Source organism: Paraburkholderia phymatum STM815, from assembly GCF_000020045.1.
Lineage (GTDB): Bacteria > Pseudomonadota > Gammaproteobacteria > Burkholderiales > Burkholderiaceae > Paraburkholderia > Paraburkholderia phymatum.
In genome coordinates this window covers 1426297-1444951 of sequence record NC_010622.1, presented here as the reverse complement: position 1 = coordinate 1444951, position 18655 = coordinate 1426297, and the positions used below count along the sequence as shown (strand labels likewise).

Genomic DNA, 18655 nt, shown 5'->3' with positions numbered 1-18655 from the left:
CGTCGCGTGCCCGACGTGCTGCAACCGGATGTGGCCGGTATCATGAATGGTTCGAGGCCGTCGACGCTCAGGTCGGGGCAATCCGATGCATGCAGTGCATCGAACCAAGGAGAAGAAGTGGAGATCGGTTTTTGCGGACCGGGCCTGATGGGGGCGCCGATGATTCGCCATCTGCTGGGTGCAGGCCATGCAGTGCAGGTCTGGAACCGCACACGCGCGAAGGCTGAAGCGCTCGTGCCGGACGGCGCCACCGTCGCGTCGACACCTGCCGAGCTGGTCAGCCGGGCTGAAGGCATTTTCCTGTGCGTGCTGGATTCGGCGGCCGTGGAAGAAGTCGTGTTCGGTGTAAATGGAATCGTGCCAGCCGTGATGCAGCAGGAGGGCGGTAGTCCCGTACGCTGGATTGTCGATCACGGCAGCATGCCGCCGTCGGCTACGCGTGGTTTCGCGAGGCGCGCCGCCGAAGCGGACATCGGCTGGATAGACGCACCCGTCTCGGGCGGCGTGGCGGGCGCGATGGCGGGAACACTCGCGGTGATGGCGGGCGGCGAGACGGCCGATGTCGCTGCCGTGACGCCGGTGATCAAGGCCTATGCGGCCCGCGTCACGCATATGGGCGCGGCGGGCGCGGGGCAGACCACCAAGCTATGCAATCAGGCGATCGTGACGTCGACGGTGGCGGCCATTGCCGAGGCCGTCAGTCTTGCGCAGCGCAGCGGCATCGATGCCGCGCGCCTGACGCAGGCGCTCGCCGGCGGGTGGGCTGACTCGGTGCTGCTGCAGACCTTCGTGCCGCGCATGACGCAGGCGGGGCAGCCTCCGATCGGCGCACTGGGCACGTTTCAGAAGGATGTCGATACGATTGCAGCGGCCGCCTACGAAACAGGCACTCCAATGCCGGTTTCGGGCGCAGTGCAGCAATTGTTGCGTCTGGGTGCAGCGATGGGACTCGCGGATGCGGATCTGTCCGGTTTCATCGACGTGTTGCAGACGCCGCGCAAAGACGGATAGGGGCTATCGTTGCCGCCTTGGGCGCGGCGCGCGTGACGCGATAACCTGCTAAAATAATTGGTTTTTCGCCGATCTATCATTCAAAGGGACGCGCCGTGCTGTCTACTGCCAACATCACCATGCAATTCGGGCCGAAGCCCCTGTTCGAGAACATCTCGGTCAAATTCGGCGAAGGCAACCGCTACGGCCTGATCGGCGCGAACGGTTGCGGCAAGTCGACGTTCATGAAAATCCTGGGCGGCGATCTCGAGCAAAGTTCGGGCAATGTGATGCTCGAGCCGAACGTCCGCCTCGGCAAGTTGCGTCAGGACCAGTTCGCGTATGAAGATGTGCGTGTGCTGGACGTCGTGATGATGGGCCACACGGAGATGTGGGCGGCCATGACCGAGCGCGACGCGATCTACGCGAATCCGGAAGCGACCGACGACGACTACATGCATGCCGCCGAACTGGAAGCAAAATTCGCCGAATACGACGGCTACACGGCGGAAGCGCGCGCGGGCGAACTGCTGCTCGGCATCGGTATCTCGATAGACCTGCACAATGGTCCGATGAGCAACGTCGCCCCCGGCTGGAAACTGCGCGTGCTGCTCGCGCAGGCGCTGTTCTCGAAGCCGGACGTGCTGCTGCTCGATGAGCCGACCAACAACCTGGACATCAACTCAATCCGTTGGCTCGAGGACGTGCTCAATGAGTACGACTCGACGATGATCATTATTTCGCACGATCGTCACTTCCTGAACCAGGTCTGCACGCACATGGCGGACATGGACTACGGCACGCTGAAGGTCTACCCGGGCAATTACGATGACTACATGCTCGCCAGCACGCAGGCGCGCGAGCGTCAGCAGGCTGCGAACGCGAAGGCGAAGGAGCGTGTCGCGGATCTGCAGGACTTCGTGCGCCGCTTCTCGGCCAACAAATCGAAGGCACGTCAGGCGACCAGCCGTCTGAAGATGATCGACAAGATCAAGATCGAGGAATTCAAGCCGTCGTCGCGTCAGAATCCGTTCATTCGCTTCGAGTACGAGAAGAAGCTGCACAATATTGCAGTGGTCGCGGAAAACATCACGAAGAAGTACGACCGCACGATCTTCAACAACTTCAACCTGAGCGTGCAGCCGGGTGAGCGCATCGCGATCATCGGCGAAAACGGCGCGGGCAAGACGACGCTGCTACGCGCGCTGCTCGGCAACCTGGCACTCGAGCACGGTACGATCAAGTGGGCTGAGAATGCGAATGTCGGCTACATGCCGCAGGACACGTATGAGGAGTTCCCGAACGATGTCACGCTGATGGACTGGATCGACCAGTACCGCAAGGAAGGCGACGACGAGCAGATGGTGCGTGGCACGCTCGGCCGCCTGCTGTTTAATGCAGACGACATCCGGAAGTCGGTGAAGGTACTGTCGGGCGGCGAGAAGGGTCGTATGATCTGGGGCAAGCTGATGCTGGGCCGCCACAACGTGCTGCTGATGGATGAGCCGACGAACCACATGGACATGGAATCGATCGAATCGCTGCAAATCGCGCTCGAGAAGTACGACGGCACGCTCATCTTCGTTTCGCACGACCGCGAATTCGTGAGTGGCCTTGCGAACCGCATCATCGAAGTGAAGACGGATGGCACGTTGAACGACTTCGGCGGCAACTACGAAGACTTCCTGTCGAGCCAGGGTTTGCAGTAAGCAGCACGGTTGCAAATCCTTCAAACCCGCTTCGTAAGAAGCGGGTTTTTCATTTGGGTTCTGCCGATTCGTTCGCTTTCGCGTACTGACGTCTCTGGCATGTGTCCGATCTCGTCTGTGGTCCATGAGTAAAATAAACGGACTATCCAGGAGACAGGACGCAAGAAATGAAGACCTTCGAGCACTTCTACATCGACGGTAAATGGATCAAGCCTTGCGGCACGGGCACGATCGATGTGATCGATTCGGGCACGGAAGAGGTGATGGGCCGCATCCCCGAAGGGATTGAAGCCGATGCCGAAGCCGCGATTGCCGCCGCGCGCGCTGCGTTCGACGGTTGGGCTGCGACGCCGCCCATAGAGCGCGGCGCTTACCTGCAAAAGATTGCAGAGAACCTCAAGACACGCACCGAACAACTGGCAGGCTACATCTGCGGTGAGGTCGGCATGCCCATCAAGCTGGCGCGGGCGATCCAGGTCGGCGGCCCCGTGTACAACTGGAATGCTTACGCAAAGCTCGCGAGTGAATTCCAGTTCGAGGAACGGGTCGGCAATTCGCTCGTCGTGCGGGAACCCGTTGGCGTTGTCGCCGCGATTACGCCCTGGAACTATCCGCTGAACCAGATCACGCTGAAGGTTGCCGCGGCGCTTGCTGCTGGCTGCACTATCGTGCTCAAACCCTCGGAAGTGGCGCCCCTCAATGCGTTTGTGCTCGCGGAAGCGATTCATGAGGCGGGCTTGCCTGCTGGCGTGTTCAATCTCGTCAGCGGTTACGGCCCGGTGGTCGGTGAAGTGCTCGCCAGTCATCCGTCCGTCGACATGGTGTCGTTCACAGGGTCGACGCGCGCCGGCAAACGCGTGTCGGAACTCGCGGCTGCGACGGTGAAGCGGGTTGCATTGGAACTGGGCGGCAAGTCGGCATCGGTGATTCTCGACGACGCCGACTTCGCGGCTGCAATCAAAGGTACCGTCAGCGCATGCTTCCTGAACTCGGGTCAAACCTGTTCGGCGCACACACGCATGCTCGTGCCGGAATCACGCTACGACGAAGTACGCGAACTCGCGAAGAAAGCGGCAGACGCATTCGTCGCGGGCGATCCGCGCGTCGAGACGACGCGTCTCGGTCCGCTTGCTTCGGCTACGCAGCAGTCGCGCGTGCAGCAATATATTTCGCGTGGCATCGAAGAAGGCGCTGAACTTATCACCGGCGGCACCGGGATGCCGGATGGCATCTCGAAGGGCTTCTTCGTGAAGCCGACTGTGTTTGGCCGCGTGCATCCGAAGGCGACGATCGCACAGGAGGAAATTTTCGGGCCGGTGCTGACCATCCTCACGTACAAGGACGAAGAGGAGGCCGTGCGCATCGCCAACGATTCTGTGTACGGACTTAGCGGTGCCGTGTGGGCCGGTAGCGACGAGCGCGCGATGAGCGTCGCGCGGCGCATGCGCACGGGACAGGTCGACATCAACGGCGGCGCCTGGAACATGGTCGCGCCATTCGGCGGCTTCAAGCAGTCGGGACACGGCCGCGAGAACGGCATCTACGGGCTCGAAGAATACCTCGAATACAAGTCGATGCAGTTAAAGGTAAGCAAGCCTGCATAAATCCGCGTGAGCGCGTCGCAACGGATTTCACGTTGACACGGCGCGCACGATGGATGATGAAACGCAATGAAAGCGCGTGTCGATAACCGACACGCGGGTTTTGTTTGATCTCAGGCAAGATACTGCATCTGCCAGTTGCGACCATCGAGGCTTTTCGTCGAATCCCGTCGACGACGGAGGCCTCACATGTTTCCTTCTCATCCGTTCGCTCCGCTTGTGATTCGCGGCCGCTCGTTGTTGCCCATCGTGCAGGGCGGTATGGGCGTCGGTGTGTCCGCGCACCGGCTCGCAGGCAGTGTGGCGCGCGAAGGCGCGCTCGGTACGATCGCCAGCATCGATCTGCGCCACCATCATGACGACCTGCTCGAACGCTGTCGCGCAACGCCTGATCGTGCGACGCTCGAAGACGCAAACCGCGCGGCGCTCGTGCGCGAAATCCGGGCTGCGCGAAACCTCAGCGAAGGACGCGGCATGATCGCCGTCAACGTGATGAAGGCCGTCAACGCACACGCAGACTACGTGCGTATCGCCTGCGAAGAAGGCGCGGACGCGATCGTGATGGGCGCGGGTCTGCCGCTCGATTTGCCCGATCTCACGCAAGGGCACGATATCGCGTTAGTTCCGATTCTCTCGGATAGCCGTGGTGTCGGCGTCGTGCTGAAGAAATGGATGAAGAAGGGTCGTTTACCCGATGCCATCGTGATCGAGCATCCGGCGCATGCGGGTGGTCATCTCGGCGTAACGAATCTCGACGACATGCACGATACGCGTTTCGATTTCGCCCGCGTCCTCAAAGAAGTCGACCAGCTCTTTACTTCCCTGCAGATCAGCAGAACTCAAGTGCCCCTGATCCTGGCGGGCGGTATCAATAGTCACGAGGCAGTGCGCACTTGTCTTGAAGCTGGTGCGAATGGCGTGCAGATCGGTACGCCGTTCGCGGTCACGGAGGAGGGCGATGCGCATCCTCGTTTCAAGCGCGTGCTGGCCGATGCGACGCCGGACGATATCGTGGAGTTCGTCAGCGTAACGGGCTTGCCGGCGCGTGCCGTGAAGACACCGTGGCTCGACCGCTATCTGCGTAACGAAACGCGGATACGCACGAAGGTTGGTGCACTGAAGCGGGCTTGTCCGACTGCACTCGAATGCCTGAGTGCATGCGGCTTACGCGACGGCATCGAAAAGTTCGGCCATTTTTGTATCGACACGCGGCTTGCAGCTGCCCTGCGCGGCGATGTGAACAACGGCCTGTTCTTCCGAGGCCGCGAAGCGTTGCCGTTTGGCAATGCGATCCGCAGTGTGCGCGATCTGCTCGAACTGCTGCTGACTGGAGCGGCGCGACCAGCGGTCGCAGGGCGAGTTGCGTTTTCCCTGGGTTGACGGGAGTCAAGGAGCTCGGATCGGGGAGCTTCGACAATGCTCTCGCGCGATGCTTTGCAACTCGCGCAACCATATAAAAATTCAGGGTAGCTTATGAACACCACACTCCGATCGATCGCGGCCGCACTGTGCACGGCAGGGCTGGCGCTGATCTCCGCGCACGCCTTTGCCGCCGACAGCGACCCGACCGCATCAGGTATCCATGCCGGTGACGTGCTCGTGCGCCTGCGCGCCATCTCCATCGTGCCGCAGGTGCGCACCAGCGACGCATTGTCCACGCTGAATGTCGGCGTTAACAATGCGACCGTGCCTGAACTCGACTTCACATACATGATCCGCGACAACATCGGCGTCGAGCTGATTCTCGGCACATCGCGGCATCAGGTGACCTCCAGCCTCGGCGGGCTCGGCGGCGTCAACGTGCTGCCGCCTACGCTGCTGTTGCAATATCATTTCAATCATCAGGGACAGGTCCGGCCGTATGTAGGTGCGGGTGTGAACTATACGTATTTCTATAACGACGGACTGCATGTGGGCGATCAGCAGATTTCGGTCAAGCGCAGCAGCTTCGGTCCGGCACTGCAGATGGGCGTCGACGTGCAAGTGACGAAATCCCTGTTCGCCAACGTCGATCTGAAGAAGGTCTGGATGAAGACGGATGCATCGCTCAATGGCGCATCGCTTGGCACGTTGCATATCGATCCGTTGATCGTGGGCGTGGGTGTCGGGATGAAGTTCTGAACATCGTTTGCATGAACGGATGTGCAATGAAAAACGCCGGCCTCGTCAAGAGCCGGCGTTTTTCATTGCACATCCAGGTAACCGATCGAACCGATGCGCGTGTGGACCGTCGTCCGTATGCATGGGCGTCATAGCTTGTCGTACTTGAATCGCATCGCCGTACCATCGCATTCGATGCGCGTCCAGATAGCGCGTTTTTCCTCATCGGTAAGAAACACCCAGTTCGACACCTCCGCCGCCGTGCGGCCACAGCCTTTGCAAACTTCGTCGAAGAGTGTCGAACAGACACCGATGCAGGGGCTGTCGGGGAGGTCGTGCAGATTCGATGACATCGGAATACCTTGGGCGGTAAATGCGTGCGGTCCGCTATGGTAAACGAAAAGCGAAATGGGCTTCCGGTGCTCTGTTTGTTGCGGACGAATACGTTGCAGTTCATCGCGCAATGCTGTCAACCCATCGCCGTTTCCCAGATGAGTGCGCCATTTAGCGCGATGATGCCGGCCGCACATGCCCACGCCAGCGCGAGCGGCACGCCGCGCACGCGCCAGCCACGCATCAGCCGCGCATCCGACGAAAAGCGGATCAACGGGACGACCGCGAGCGGCAACTGGAGGCTCAGTACAACCTGGCTTGCGACCAGCAGTTGCGCCGAGCCGTTCGGTCCGAACAGACCGACTGCCACGAGCGCCGGTCCGATCGCGAGGGAGCGCGTGAGCAACGCGCGCTGCCAGCGCGGCAGCCGGATCTCCAGGAAGCCTTCCATTACGGCTTGACCTGCCAGTGTGCCCGTGACGGTTGCGCTCAGTCCGCATGCGAGCAACGCTGCCGCGAACAGAATGGCTGCCCAGTGCGAGCCGACGATGGGTGCGATCAGGCGGTGCGCGTCCGCGAGGTCTGTCACGTTGCGGTAGCCGCTCGTATGAAACACGGCCGCCGACACGATCAACAAGGCCGCATTAATGACGAATGCCAATGAAAGCGCGCTGAAGGTGCCGAAGTTGACGCCGCGCAGCGCATCGTCGATGCCGGCATCGCTGGCCGGGCATGCGTGAATTTTAACGAGCGCGGAATGCAGGTAGAGGTTGTGCGGCATGACGGTCGCGCCCAGAATGCCTGCCGCGAGCCAAACCATCCCTGCATTGCGCAGCAGTTGAGCGCTCGGGGCCGCGCCCGTCAGGGCCGCGCGCCAGTCCGGCCGCGCCAGCGCCAGTTCGATCACGAAGCACAAGCCGACGAACAGGATGAAAGCGACGACGGCCGTTTCCAGCGTCCGACGGCCGTGCTGTTGCAATGCGAGCATCGCGAAAGTGCCGACGGCCGAGATCAGCACGCCCGCCGTTAGCGACACGCCGACCAGCAGTTGCAGCGCCACGGCGCTGCCGACCACCTCGGCGACATCGCAGGCGACGATCGCGATCTCGCTGGTCACCCAGAGCATCACCGTCGTGCGACGGCCTGTATGTTCGCGGCAGTGCTGCGCGAGGTCGAGGCCCGTCACGACGCCCAGACGCGATGACACCCACTGCAGCAGCATCGCCATCAGGCTCGATGCGATCACGACGCTCAGCAGCGCGTAGCCGTAGCTTGCGCCGCCGGCGAGCGCCGTCGCCCAGTTGCCAGGATCCATATAGCCGACCGCGACGAGCGCGCCCGCGCCGACGAACGACAGCGGGTTCCGGGAACGCGGCGACCCCGCACCGCGGCGGCGCTTGCGGCGGACGGCAGTCAATGTGAACGGGTTCGTGTTCATCGCTTTCCGACGGCGGAAGACTCTATCCGCGTGGGCAAGCGCCATGCCATGCACTCGGGTACATCGCGCGGCGTTCGCTGACCGGACATATTTGACAGTCTATAGTGACGTTGGGCGACCCGTTTCCGGCAGGATGCAGTCCGCTTCCGCGCATCGGCACTGCACGGATTTCCCGCCGCGGGAAGCGAGGTTTTTTTCGGGTGGACAGGACGCGATAACCCGATAAAATTGCGGCCAAATTTCGCGGCGGCGTGACAGCCGTCGCGGATCAGCGCAGATCGGCGTGATGCGGCTGCGGACGATGCCCGACGGGATGACGGAACCACGTCCAGGCGTTCGCACGAGAACCGGATGGCAGGCGAACCGTCGCGCATAAGACCGCGCGCTGTACCCTTTGCGCGACATCTGGCGGTTTTTTTTGAATCAGGCGTCGATTGATGGTAGTTTTCGGGTTTTTCAAGGGTAGCCGCCGCGGGTGCGCAGCGGCTTGAAGCGGGGTTAGCGACCGGTTTCGCGCCGGTCAGAACGGAGAACGGAATGAAGAAACGGGTGGTGGGCCAACTGGCTGCGCTGGTACTGTGCGCGACGCCTTTCATGACGGCGGCGGCAAAAGATACACAACTGAATGTGTACAACTGGTCGGACTACATCGCCAAGGACACGATCCCGAACTTCACAAAGCAGACGGGCGTCCAGGTCAAGTACGACAACTACGATAGCGACGACACGCTGCAGGCCAAGCTGCTGACGGGCAATTCGGGCTACGACATCGTCGTGCCGACCAGCAACTACGCAGGCAAGCAGATCGCAGCGGGCATCTTCGCGCCGCTCGACAAGTCGAAGATCCCCAATCTCAAGTACCTCGATCCGGCGCTAATGGCGCTCGTCGCGGGTGCCGACCCGGGCAACAGGTTCACGGTGCCCTGGGCGTACGGCACGACGGGCCTCGGCTACAACGTGACGAAGGCGCAGCAGATTCTCGGCAAGGGCGTCGCGCTCGACAACTGGGACATCCTGTTCAAGCCGGAAAACATCTCGAAGCTCAAGGCGTGCGGCGTCTCGGTACTCGACGCGCCGGACCAGATGTTCGCGGCCGCGCTGCATTACATCGGTAAGGATCCGATGAGCACGAATCCCGCTGATTATCGTGAAGCCCTCGCGATGATGAAGAAGATCCGTCCGTACATCACGCAGTTCAACTCGTCGGGCTATATCAACGACATGGTTGGCGGCGACGTGTGTTTTGCATATGGCTGGTCGGGCGACGTCGTGATCGCGAAGCATCGCGCGGCGGAAGCGAAGAAGCCATACAAGATCGACTATTACATTCCGAAGGGCGGCGCGCCCGTGTGGTTCGACGTGATGGCGATTCCGAAGGACGCGAAGAACAAGGAAGCGGCCACGGAGTGGATCAACTACATCGAGACGCCGCAGGTTCATGCGGCCATCACCAACGCGGTGTACTACCCGAGCGCAAATGCGGAAGCGCGCAAGTACGTGGACAAGGATGTCGCGAATGATCCCGCCGTCTATCCGCCGGCGGACGTCGTCAAGACGCTGTTCCTGCTCAAGCCGCTGCCGGCTGAGATCCAGCGTCTGCAGACGCGGCTGTGGACCGAGTTCAAATCCGGCCGCTAAGCCCGTCTGAAGTAGCCGGTCGCGCAGGAAAGCATCATCATGAAGCCCTCGGTATCCAGCCGGGGGCTTTGTTCGTCTACATGCAGGGAGAGAAGCAGCAAATCATGAGTGACCAGTCGAACGTGCTGGCAGGGGCGGGCGTGTCGTCCTCGGGCAATTCCGCCGCTGCGCAGGGCGCGGCGGACCACTTCGTGCAGATCGTCGACGTCGTGAAGAAATTCGGCGAGACGGTCGCCGTCAAGGGCGTCAACCTGTCGGTCAGGAAAGGCGAGCTGTTCGCGCTGCTCGGCAGTTCGGGTTGCGGCAAGTCCACGCTCTTGCGCATGCTTGCAGGGCTGGAAACGGTCACGTCGGGCAAGATCCTGATCGACGGCGAAGATCTCGCGCAGATGCCGCCGTACCGGCGCCCCGTCAACATGATGTTCCAGTCGTATGCGCTCTTTCCGCATATGACGGTCGAGTCCAATGTCGCGTTCGGCCTGAAGCAGGAAGGTGTGGCGAAGGCCGAGCTCAAGGACCGTGTGCAGTCCGCGCTCGAGCTGGTGCAGATGGGGCGCTTCGCGAAGCGCAAGCCGCATCAGCTATCGGGTGGGCAGCAGCAGCGCGTCGCGCTGGCGCGTTCGCTCGTCAAGCGTCCGAAGCTGTTGCTGCTCGACGAGCCGATGTCCGCGCTCGACAAGCAGATTCGCCAGCGCACGCAGATCGAGCTCGTCAACATTCTCGACAAGGTTGGTGTCACCTGCATCATGGTCACGCATGACCAGGAAGAAGCAATGACGATGGCAGGCCGCCTCGCCGTGATGAGCGAGGGCGAGATCGTGCAGCTTGGCACGCCGAGCGAAGTCTACGAGTATCCGAACAGCCGCTTCTCGGCGGAATTCATCGGCTCGACGAATCTTTTCGACGGCAATGTCGTCGAGGACGAACCGGATCACGTATACATCGAAACGCGGGACCTCCCCGTGCGCCTGTATGTGAGCCACGGCATCACGGGTCCCCTCGGCATGCCCGTGACGATCTCGGTGCGCCCCGAGCGCATCGCCCTCACGCGCAAGCCGCCCGAAGGGGCATTCAACTGGGGCAAGGGCACGGTCACCAACATCGCATACATGGGCGGATACTCGCTGTACCACGTGAAGCTCGACGGCGGAAAGACCGTGATCGCGAACGTGTCGAGCCTCGCGCTGTCGGAAATCGAAACGCCTACCTGGGGCGATGAAGTGTATGTGCGCTGGAGCGCGTCGGCGGGCGTGGTGCTGACGTCATGAAAAGCGCGCTGCATACCTGCATGATGTGGCCTGTGCGCCGCTTCCGTCTGACAGGGCGCACGGCCGTCGTCGCGGGGCCGTTCGTCTGGCTGCTGCTGTTTTTCCTCGTGCCGTTCCTGCTGGTCGTGAAGATCAGCTTCGCGGACCTGCAGCTCGGCATTCCGCCGTACACGGAGCTGACGACGTTCAAGGAAGGCGTGATCCATCTCGCGCTCGACCTCTCACACTACGCGTTTCTGCTGACCGACAGCCTGTACTTCGCGACCTATGTGAACTCGGTGGTCGTCGCGGCGATCTCGACGCTGCTGTGCCTGCTGCTCGGCTATCCGATGGCGTATTACATCGCGCGCTCGAACCCGGCCACGCGCAACATCCTGATGATGGCCGTGATGCTGCCGTTCTGGACGTCGTTCCTGATCCGCGTGTATGCGTGGATCGGCATCCTCAAGAACAACGGGCTGCTGAACAACTTCCTGATGTCGATCGGGCTGATTCATTCGCCCATCGAGCTGTATCACACGAATACGGCTGTCTATATCGGCATGGTGTATTCGTACTTGCCGTTCCTCGTGATGCCGCTCTACGCGCATCTCGTGAAGATGGACCTGACGTTGCTCGAAGCCGCGTACGACCTCGGCGCGCAACCTTGGACCGCGTTCTGGCGCATTACGCTGCCGTTGTCGAAAAACGGCATCATTGCGGGCTGTTTGCTCGTGTTCATCCCCGCGGTGGGCGAGTACGTGATTCCTGAACTGCTCGGCGGCGCGAATACGCTGATGATCGGCCGCGTGATGTGGAATGAGTTCTTCGACAACGCCGACTGGCCGATGGCATCCGCCGTCACCTGCGCAATGGTGCTGCTGCTGCTCGTGCCGATGGCGCTGTTCCAGTACTCGCAGGCGAAGGAACTGGAGGAGAAGCGCTGATGAAGCCCAATCGTGTATTGCAGTTCATCGCGCTCGCGATCGGCTTTGCGTTCCTCTACGTGCCGATCATCAGCCTCGTGGTGTATTCGTTCAACGAGTCGCAGCTCGTGACGGTGTGGACGCGCTTTTCGACCCGCTGGTACGCTGCGTTGCTGCAGGACGAGGAACTGATCAATGCCGCCTGGCTGTCGTTGCGGGTGGCGTTGCTGACGGCGTTCGCGTCGGTGATCATCGGCACGTGGGCGGGCTTCGTGCTCGCGCGCATGGGGCGGTTTCGCGGCTTCACGCTGTACACCGGGATGATCAACGCGCCGCTCGTGATTCCCGAAGTGATCCAGGGCATTTCGCTGCTGCTGCTCTTCATCGAAATGGGCAAGTGGCTTGGCTGGCCTGCGGGGCGCGGGATCTTCACGATCTGGATCGGCCACGTGATGCTGTGTATTTCCTACGTGGCGATTATCGTGCAGTCGCGCGTGCGTGACCTGCATCCGTCGCTTGAGGAAGCTGCACTGGATCTTGGTGCCACGCCGTTGCGTGTATTTTTCTTCATCACGCTGCCGCTGATCTCGCAGGCCCTGGTGGCCGGGTGGCTGCTGTCTTTTACGCTGTCGATCGACGATCTGGTGTTGTCGGCATTCCTGTCGGGCCCGGGCTCGACGACGCTGCCGCTGGTTGTATTTTCGCGCGTGCGTCTGGGGCTGAATCCGGAAATGAATGCGCTCGCGACGCTCTTCATTGCCTTCGTGACGGTGGGCGTCGTCGTCGCGAACCACTTTATGCAGCGCGCGGAGAAGCGGCGGCTGGCAATGGCAATCTAGTTCAAGCTGCGACGAGAAATTCAATGCAGATGGCTGGCGCCCGCCAGGACGCCGGCTTTTTTCATCAAGATAATCGGGCGTGCAGGCTTAGATCCGATAACCGATGCGCAGGCCGCCCCAATGCCGGCCGTTCACGACGATCGGCGCAGATGCATCCTTCATCAGTGCATATTCGCCGCCGCCCATATCGCGCCGGTACGTCTGCAGCAGAAAGCGCTTCGTATTGGTACCCGCCGCGAGACCCGTCCTGTCGTTGAAGATCCGTCGGTTGCGGCAGTTCGCGGCGTTCCAGACGGGATCGTCGCGCTGCGGCTGCGAGAACTTGAGGTTGTGAGTCGGCAGGTAGCCGCGCACGTCGACGGCCGCACAGAATGCGACGCGAGGATCGAGTTCGAGCATCGGCTCCTGGATGAGCGGCAGGATCCTGTCGGTCAACTCGGTGAAGCGCGTAACGAATTGCTGCGGGTTCGTGCGGGGCACGGGCACGTAGCGATCGTCGAACAGGTCGTTCATCGTGAATTCGCCGCGCGCGATCGCCGCCTCGAACAGTTTGCCGGCCTTCGCTGCCGCCTGTTCGACGGCGTCGATGAAGCGCGTGTCTGCCGTGGCGACGCCCGTGCCCGCCGTCAGTTCGATCAGATTTTCCGATACGCCGAGCAGGCTGCCGAGCTGATTCTTCGCCTGCACGAAATTTTCACCAGAATGCTCGACGTCCGTCGCAATTTCCAGCACCTGCGATTCGAATGCATTGCATTGCTCTTCGATTTCACCCGACAGCGTGGCGATCTGGTTCGCCTCTGCATTCAACTGCATGATCGCGTGACCGGTCGAATGCACGACATCGCCGATCCTGCGCGTGCCTTCACGCACACGTTGGGCGCGTGCCGTGTTTTCGGCGCCCTCGGCGATCAGCCGTTCTGTCTGTTCGGTGAGTTGGGCGAGCGTCGTTTCAATCTGGCCCGTTGCCTGCGCCGTCTTGGCGGACAACGTCTTCACCTCGGCTGCGACGACAGCGAAGCTCTTGCCGAAATCGCCGGCACGTGCGGCTTCGATCGCTGCGTTCAGCGCGAGCAAGTGTGTCTGCCGCGCGATCAGCGAAATTTCCTCCGACACGCGGCTCACGTGCGAGAGCGCGGCGCGCAACGCGCCGATCTGACTTTCGATCACGGTCACGCCTTCGACCAACCCATGAATATCGGACAGCGATCCATCAAGTGTTTGCTGCGAGCTTCCGACATCGCCCGCGGCTTGCGCCGTCACGGCGCTCATTTCGCGGGCCGCCGCGGCGATGCGATGGTTGCCTGCGAGGGTGGCCGCCGCCGACTGACGCAGCGTTTGGCACACGTCGGCCTGCCGTTTGACCCGCGCGGCAACTTCTTCGATATGACCGGACACGTCGCAGATTTCGATGCCGAGCTTGCCCGCTTGCGCGGCGATTTCGCCGACTATGGAAGAAGCGCCGACGTTGCGGCGTGAGCGGCGATTGAAGAAGCCCGTCATGATCAACTCTCCTGAGCGGTGCGGCGCGGTCGAGCGCTGTCTCGATGTCTGTCTGAGGTGCGTGTCAGTGCATGTTGCAGGCTATCGGTTGGTCGATCGCCGTCCTGCAAATGAATGGCGGCACATGAGTTGCACCTGTCTTTCACGCTTAGGGTTCTCAACGGCGCCTTACGGGACCACTTGATAGGGACTATCCCGCATCCGGATCGGGTAGGATCGCCGATATGCGTGCGCAAGCCATGCTGCTTGTCTTTCAAACCCTTCCAACCTGCGACTGATGATTGAATCCTTTGCGCGCGTGTCGGGCTGGGAACAGCTGGTGTATCTGTGGGAACTGATCGTGATGGTCTGCAAGTTCCTTTGGGGGCTGTTGCGCCTGCTGGGCGGCGGCTGAACGTGAAGCGCAATGCGATGCACTGTCACGCAGTACAGGATGAACTGCAGTAAGCTGATTGTCGATCGCTGCGCGCGTGCCTTTGCCGTGAAAGAACACATGAGAGCCCATGATCTGCACGAATCCTGAACCAGCCTGCATGTCGCGGCGTCTCAGTTCATCGCGCGCCATGCTCGTGAGGCCGGGGCGCGCTGCGAGAGAGCGGGCCAGCAGCGGCGCATGCATTGACGGGGTCGTGTCTAAGTTCTTCATTTCTTGTCCCTGTTGTTTGCAACATGGAACGACCCGTCCTATGCACGCTCCTAACGTGAATAGGTGTACTCGCCGCTGCGCACACGTCGCGTGCGGCGACGGAAACTGAACGTGAAGCCCGGCCAGATCGCGGTCACCTTGCCGCTCTTCGTCTGATACCAGCTATGGCAGCCACTGGCCCAAACCGTTTGCCGCATGTCGAGCTGCAGGCGCTCATTGAATGCGCGCTGCACGTCGGCACGCAGATTCATCGTGCGTGCGCCGCGGCGCCGCAGTTCGCGCAGGCAGTCGGCAATGTATTGCACCTGGGACTCGATCATGTAGATCATCGAGTTATGACCCAGGCCCGTGTTCGGGCCGGCCAACATGAAGAAGTTCGGAAAGTCCGCGATGCTTGTGCCCAGGTACGCTTCAGGACCGTCGCGCAGCCACAGCGCGCCGAGATCGGCGCCGCCGATGCCCGCGACGTCGAATGGCGCGCCGACATCGTTGACCTGAAATCCAGTGCCGCAAATGACCGCATCGACGGCATGATGCGCGCCGTCGGCAGTCACGATGCCGTCATGCACGATGGTGCGTATCGGCGTCGTCACGACATCCACGTTCGGCTGGCGGATTGCCGGATAGTAGTCGCTCGACAACAGCACGCGCTTGCATCCCAGCCTGTAGTCGGGCGTAACTTTCGCGCGTAATGCAGGATCTTTCACGCGCCGTTCAAGATAGCTGCGCGCAAATTTCATCGCTGGATTTGCGAGCCTGGGGTTCACGAAGAACGCGATGCCACGCGACTCCATCTGCCAGTAGATCGCGTTGCGCACGAAGCGCTGCGTGAACGGCAGATGCTTGAAGAGCCAACGTGCGCGCTCGCCAGTCGGCTTGTCGGGCTTGGGCATGATCCAAGGCGCAGTGCGCTGGAACAGCAGCAACTGTGCGACGCGTGGCTGGATTTGCGGTACGAACTGGATGGCACTCGCTCCCGTGCCGATGACTGCGACGCGCTTGCCTTCGAGTGGATACGCGTGATCCCAGCGTGCCGAGTGAAATATCCTGCCGCTAAAAGACCCGATCCCGTCGATGCGCGGCATCGCGGGACGCGACAACGGTCCGCTCGCCGCGATTACGATGTCCGCCTCGACGGTTTCATGCATGCCATTGCGTGCGAGGTCGAGTTGCCAGACGAGGCGCGCTTCATCGAAACGGGCCGCCGTTACACGTGCATTGAACTGAATGGCACTATCCACCTGATACTTGCGTGCACAATGCTTTAGATACGCGAGGATCTCATGCTGATGACTGAATGCCCGCGTCCACCCCGGATTCGCTTCGAATGAAAACGAATACAGATGCGAGGGGACATCGCATGCGGCGCCCGGATAGACGTTGTCGCGCCACGTGCCGCCCAGTTCGGCCGCCGCTTCGTAGATCGACACCGATGCATAACCGAGCCGCTTGAGCCGGATCGCCATGCCGATGCCTGAGAAGCCGCTTCCAACAATCGCGATACGCAGCTCAGCAGGACGGGAGGAGGGCATAGGTCGAGTGCTCCGGCGCATCGTCGGAGTCCGAGAACTTCCGATGGTGAATACGATAAAAATGATTTGGTCTGCATCCGTCTACGACGGTTTAAGCGCAGGGTAGACAAGTGTACACATGACGTCAAGATCGTTGTACAGTGCTCGCTCGAAGGTCGAGACATGGCATCGGCCGGATCGCATCTCTTTAGATCGTTTAAACGGACGCTCATGCAACCCGCATTGGACCCGCAACTCGCGCCCGGCAAGCGCAAACTGATCGAGGCAGCGTTGCGGCTCACAGCCCGTGGCCGCAGCTTCACGAGTCTGGGCCTTCGCGAACTCGCGCGAGAGGCCGAACTCAATCCGAATACGTTCTACCGGCACTTCGACACGCTCGACGATCTTGCCCGCGAAGCCGGCGAATGGATCGGCCTCCGTTTGCGGCCGATGCTGCGGCGTGAACGCTGGCTCGCTGCACACGACGAGCCGCATAGCGTGCCCCGTCGCGCGTGTGCTGCCTTCTTTGCGTTTGCGCTCGACAACCGCGAGGCGTTTCTGAGTGCGCTGGCCGAGTATCACGGCACGTCGCCCGTGCTGCGCGAGGCCGTGCGCGCGAATCTGAACGAGGTGTCGACGGAGATGGCGGAGGACGTCTTGCAATTGAATCTGATGCCCACGCTGTCGCGCGAGACCGTCGAGGAAATCTGCACGCAGATCGTGCTGCAGCTGTTTCATCTGTCGCACGAATTTATCGGCAATGTTGCACAGCGCGCGTCGCTGATCGATTACGCGGAGCGCTTCATTGCGAGGCTGTTTGCGGGTGCCGTCGTGCTGTCGCAGCATGAAGGGCATAGCGGATAAGCGCAAGCATGTTGCCCGTTGACGCGCATGAAAAAGGGCTCCGTGAGGAGCCCTTCGCGTTTGTCGCCGTTCAACCCGGCGAGCGCAGTCAGATCGTCAGGTATCGTTCCAGTCACCCGAGTCGTCGTTGCTGCCCGTGTCGACGCCGCCGCCATCGCTCCAGTCGTTGGAGCCCTGGCCGAAGTCGATCGAGCCTGCATCGTTGCCGCCGCGTTTGCGCGATTCATCGTCGACGATCACGTCGCGCTCGACCACGCGGTCGCGGCCGGAATTGAGCGCTTCGCCGAGGAGCACGCCTGTCAGCAGGCCGCCCATGCCGCTACCGAAGCCGCCGCCTTGCTGCACGATAACGGGCGGCTGCTGTTGCTGCGGCGGATACGGGTAAGGCGCTTGCGGCGGATAGTTCGGCGGATAGCCCGTTTGCTGGCCGCGTCCGAATGCCTCATTGGCTTCGCGTGCATACGGCGAGTCGGCCGCCGACGCCGCGGGTGCCGCGTTCGGATCGGGCCGTCCTTCGGCGCGCGCCTTGAGGCTCGCAACCTGCCGTTCGAGATCTTCGACCTGATACGGCGGCACGGGGTTCTTGCTGTTCGACAGCGCTTCGACCAGTTGCCGCAACTGCGTTTCAGCGCCTTCGACTTCGCGTTCGAGCGCTTCATGTCCCGGCGCTGTCGACAGTTTCACGTCGAGCTTCAGCGAACGCACGTCGTTGAGCAGATCGGTTGCGCGTTTCAGTTGCACGCGACGGTCGTCGTTTGCGCGTGTGTCGTCCTGTGAGCGCGCGCGGCGCAGCGTCCAGCGCAGAATCAGGGCGATTGCGGCGATCAGCACGGCGATGCCGATCCACATGCCCGTCGACGGGCCATGCCGTTGAGGCGCCTGCTGAATTGCCGACTGCGTCGCGGGCGCGGATTCCTGCTGGGCGAACGGATTGCCGGTGCGGTGCGTGACACCGCCGCCGATACGCGCGGCGTCGGCGCGCAGACGCGCTTCCGTCTGCGCAAAGCGGCCGGGGTCTGTGAAGCGGACTTGCGGGTCGAGTGTCTTTGCCTGTTGAAGCTGTGCGAGTGCATCGGCGGGGCGGCCCTCGCGGTCGAGCACCTGCGCGTACAGATAATGTGCGCGAGCGCTGTCGGGATGCGCCTTCAGCACTTCGCTCAACTGCGAGTCGGCCTTCTGCCAGTCACCCTGTTGAATCGTCGTTTCGATCTGCGTCGCCGTCGGCACCGCGAACGCGGCACCCGATACCAGCATCAGTGAGAGCGACAAAGAAGCGCCGGCTGCTGCGAAAAATTTTTGCATGATGCGGGCCG

Annotated in this window: 15 protein-coding genes; 10 read left to right on the top strand and 5 right to left on the bottom strand. The window is 61.6% G+C overall.

From position 1 onward, the window contains the following. Positions 1–117: 117 nt before the first annotated feature. The 5 genes from BPHY_RS06525 to BPHY_RS06505 all read left to right on the top strand — a co-directional run bounded on the left by BPHY_RS06525 (position 118) and on the right by BPHY_RS06505 (position 6421). Entirely contained in the window at positions 118–1011 is an 894-nt protein-coding gene (locus BPHY_RS06525) for an NAD(P)-dependent oxidoreductase (RefSeq protein WP_012400683.1), read from the top strand. Between the two features lie 95 nt (positions 1012–1106). Further along, positions 1107–2699, top strand: a complete 1593-nt coding sequence (locus tag BPHY_RS06520; protein ID WP_012400682.1) for an ABC-F family ATPase — start codon at positions 1107–1109, stop codon at positions 2697–2699. Positions 2700–2866: 167 nt separating this feature from the next. Continuing rightward, complete coding sequence (locus BPHY_RS06515) at positions 2867–4303, top strand: aldehyde dehydrogenase family protein (protein ID WP_012400681.1); 1437 nt, start codon at positions 2867–2869, stop codon at positions 4301–4303. Positions 4304–4489: 186 nt separating this feature from the next. Continuing rightward, positions 4490–5680, top strand: coding sequence for an NAD(P)H-dependent flavin oxidoreductase (locus BPHY_RS06510; RefSeq protein ID WP_012400680.1), 1191 nt, complete (start codon positions 4490–4492; stop codon positions 5678–5680). A 93-nt stretch (positions 5681–5773) separates the two neighbouring features. Beyond that, on the top strand, positions 5774–6421 hold the full coding sequence (locus BPHY_RS06505) for an OmpW/AlkL family protein (RefSeq protein WP_012400679.1): 648 nt from the start codon (positions 5774–5776) through the stop codon (positions 6419–6421). A gap of 128 nt (positions 6422–6549) precedes the next feature. Here BPHY_RS06505 and BPHY_RS06500 read toward each other — a convergent pair whose 3' ends face one another. Further along, entirely contained in the window at positions 6550–6753 is a 204-nt protein-coding gene (locus BPHY_RS06500) for a DUF1289 domain-containing protein (protein WP_012400678.1), read from the bottom strand. A 116-nt stretch (positions 6754–6869) separates the two neighbouring features. After that, positions 6870–8171, bottom strand: coding sequence for an Nramp family divalent metal transporter (locus BPHY_RS06495; RefSeq protein WP_041763374.1), 1302 nt, complete (start codon positions 8169–8171; stop codon positions 6870–6872). A gap of 537 nt (positions 8172–8708) precedes the next feature. Between BPHY_RS06495 and BPHY_RS06490 the strand changes: the two genes are divergently transcribed. The 4 genes from BPHY_RS06490 (at position 8709) to BPHY_RS06475 (ending at position 12821) form a co-directional block, all read left to right on the top strand. Beyond that, positions 8709–9809: a polyamine ABC transporter substrate-binding protein gene (locus BPHY_RS06490; RefSeq protein WP_012400676.1), complete on the top strand. Its 1101-nt coding sequence runs from the start codon at positions 8709–8711 to the stop codon at positions 9807–9809. 104 nt (positions 9810–9913) lie between these two features. Continuing rightward, a complete protein-coding gene (locus BPHY_RS06485; RefSeq protein WP_012400675.1) occupies positions 9914–11077 on the top strand; it encodes an ABC transporter ATP-binding protein in 1164 nt (387 codons plus the stop codon). Then, entirely contained in the window at positions 11074–12003 is a 930-nt protein-coding gene (locus BPHY_RS06480; protein ID WP_012400674.1) for an ABC transporter permease subunit, read from the top strand. The genes BPHY_RS06485 and BPHY_RS06480 overlap by 4 nt, the downstream gene beginning before the upstream one ends. After that, positions 12003–12821, top strand: a complete 819-nt coding sequence (locus tag BPHY_RS06475) for an ABC transporter permease subunit (RefSeq protein ID WP_012400673.1) — start codon at positions 12003–12005, stop codon at positions 12819–12821. Before BPHY_RS06480 ends, BPHY_RS06475 begins: the two co-directional genes overlap by 1 nt. Positions 12822–12908: 87 nt before the next feature. Here the strand turns inward: BPHY_RS06475 and BPHY_RS06470 are convergent, their stop codons facing one another. Next, the gene (locus BPHY_RS06470) at positions 12909–14321 is read right to left on the bottom strand and encodes a methyl-accepting chemotaxis protein (protein WP_012400672.1); all 1413 of its coding nucleotides are present in this window, start codon (positions 14319–14321) and stop codon (positions 12909–12911) included. Positions 14322–15017: 696 nt separating this feature from the next. Then, on the bottom strand, positions 15018–16499 hold the full coding sequence (locus BPHY_RS06465; protein WP_012400670.1) for a flavin-containing monooxygenase: 1482 nt from the start codon (positions 16497–16499) through the stop codon (positions 15018–15020). Positions 16500–16709: 210 nt separating this feature from the next. Between BPHY_RS06465 and BPHY_RS06460 the strand changes: the two genes are divergently transcribed. After that, positions 16710–17342, top strand: coding sequence for a TetR family transcriptional regulator (locus BPHY_RS06460; protein ID WP_041763371.1), 633 nt, complete (start codon positions 16710–16712; stop codon positions 17340–17342). Positions 17343–17438: 96 nt separating this feature from the next. Here BPHY_RS06460 and BPHY_RS06455 read toward each other — a convergent pair whose 3' ends face one another. After that, positions 17439–18644: a tetratricopeptide repeat protein gene (locus tag BPHY_RS06455; RefSeq protein ID WP_041763811.1), complete on the bottom strand. Its 1206-nt coding sequence runs from the start codon at positions 18642–18644 to the stop codon at positions 17439–17441. Positions 18645–18655: the final 11 nt, after the last annotated feature.

Coding starts and splice junctions, on each gene's coding strand:
- BPHY_RS06515 (WP_012400681.1), top strand. CDS start 2,867: ATGAAGACCTTCGAGCACTTCTACATCGACGGTAAATGGATCAAGCCT.
- BPHY_RS06510 (WP_012400680.1), top strand. CDS start 4,490: ATGTTTCCTTCTCATCCGTTCGCTCCGCTTGTGATTCGCGGCCGCTCG.
- BPHY_RS06505 (WP_012400679.1), top strand. CDS start 5,774: ATGAACACCACACTCCGATCGATCGCGGCCGCACTGTGCACGGCAGGG.
- BPHY_RS06500 (WP_012400678.1), bottom strand. CDS start 6,753: ATGTCATCGAATCTGCACGACCTCCCCGACAGCCCCTGCATCGGTGTC.
- BPHY_RS06495 (WP_041763374.1), bottom strand. CDS start 8,171: ATGAACACGAACCCGTTCACATTGACTGCCGTCCGCCGCAAGCGCCGC.
- BPHY_RS06490 (WP_012400676.1), top strand. CDS start 8,709: ATGAAGAAACGGGTGGTGGGCCAACTGGCTGCGCTGGTACTGTGCGCG.
- BPHY_RS06485 (WP_012400675.1), top strand. CDS start 9,914: ATGAGTGACCAGTCGAACGTGCTGGCAGGGGCGGGCGTGTCGTCCTCG.
- BPHY_RS06480 (WP_012400674.1), top strand. CDS start 11,074: ATGAAAAGCGCGCTGCATACCTGCATGATGTGGCCTGTGCGCCGCTTC.
- BPHY_RS06475 (WP_012400673.1), top strand. CDS start 12,003: ATGAAGCCCAATCGTGTATTGCAGTTCATCGCGCTCGCGATCGGCTTT.
- BPHY_RS06470 (WP_012400672.1), bottom strand. CDS start 14,321: ATGACGGGCTTCTTCAATCGCCGCTCACGCCGCAACGTCGGCGCTTCT.
- BPHY_RS06465 (WP_012400670.1), bottom strand. CDS start 16,499: ATGCCCTCCTCCCGTCCTGCTGAGCTGCGTATCGCGATTGTTGGAAGC.
- BPHY_RS06460 (WP_041763371.1), top strand. CDS start 16,710: ATGCAACCCGCATTGGACCCGCAACTCGCGCCCGGCAAGCGCAAACTG.
- BPHY_RS06455 (WP_041763811.1), bottom strand. CDS start 18,644: ATGCAAAAATTTTTCGCAGCAGCCGGCGCTTCTTTGTCGCTCTCACTG.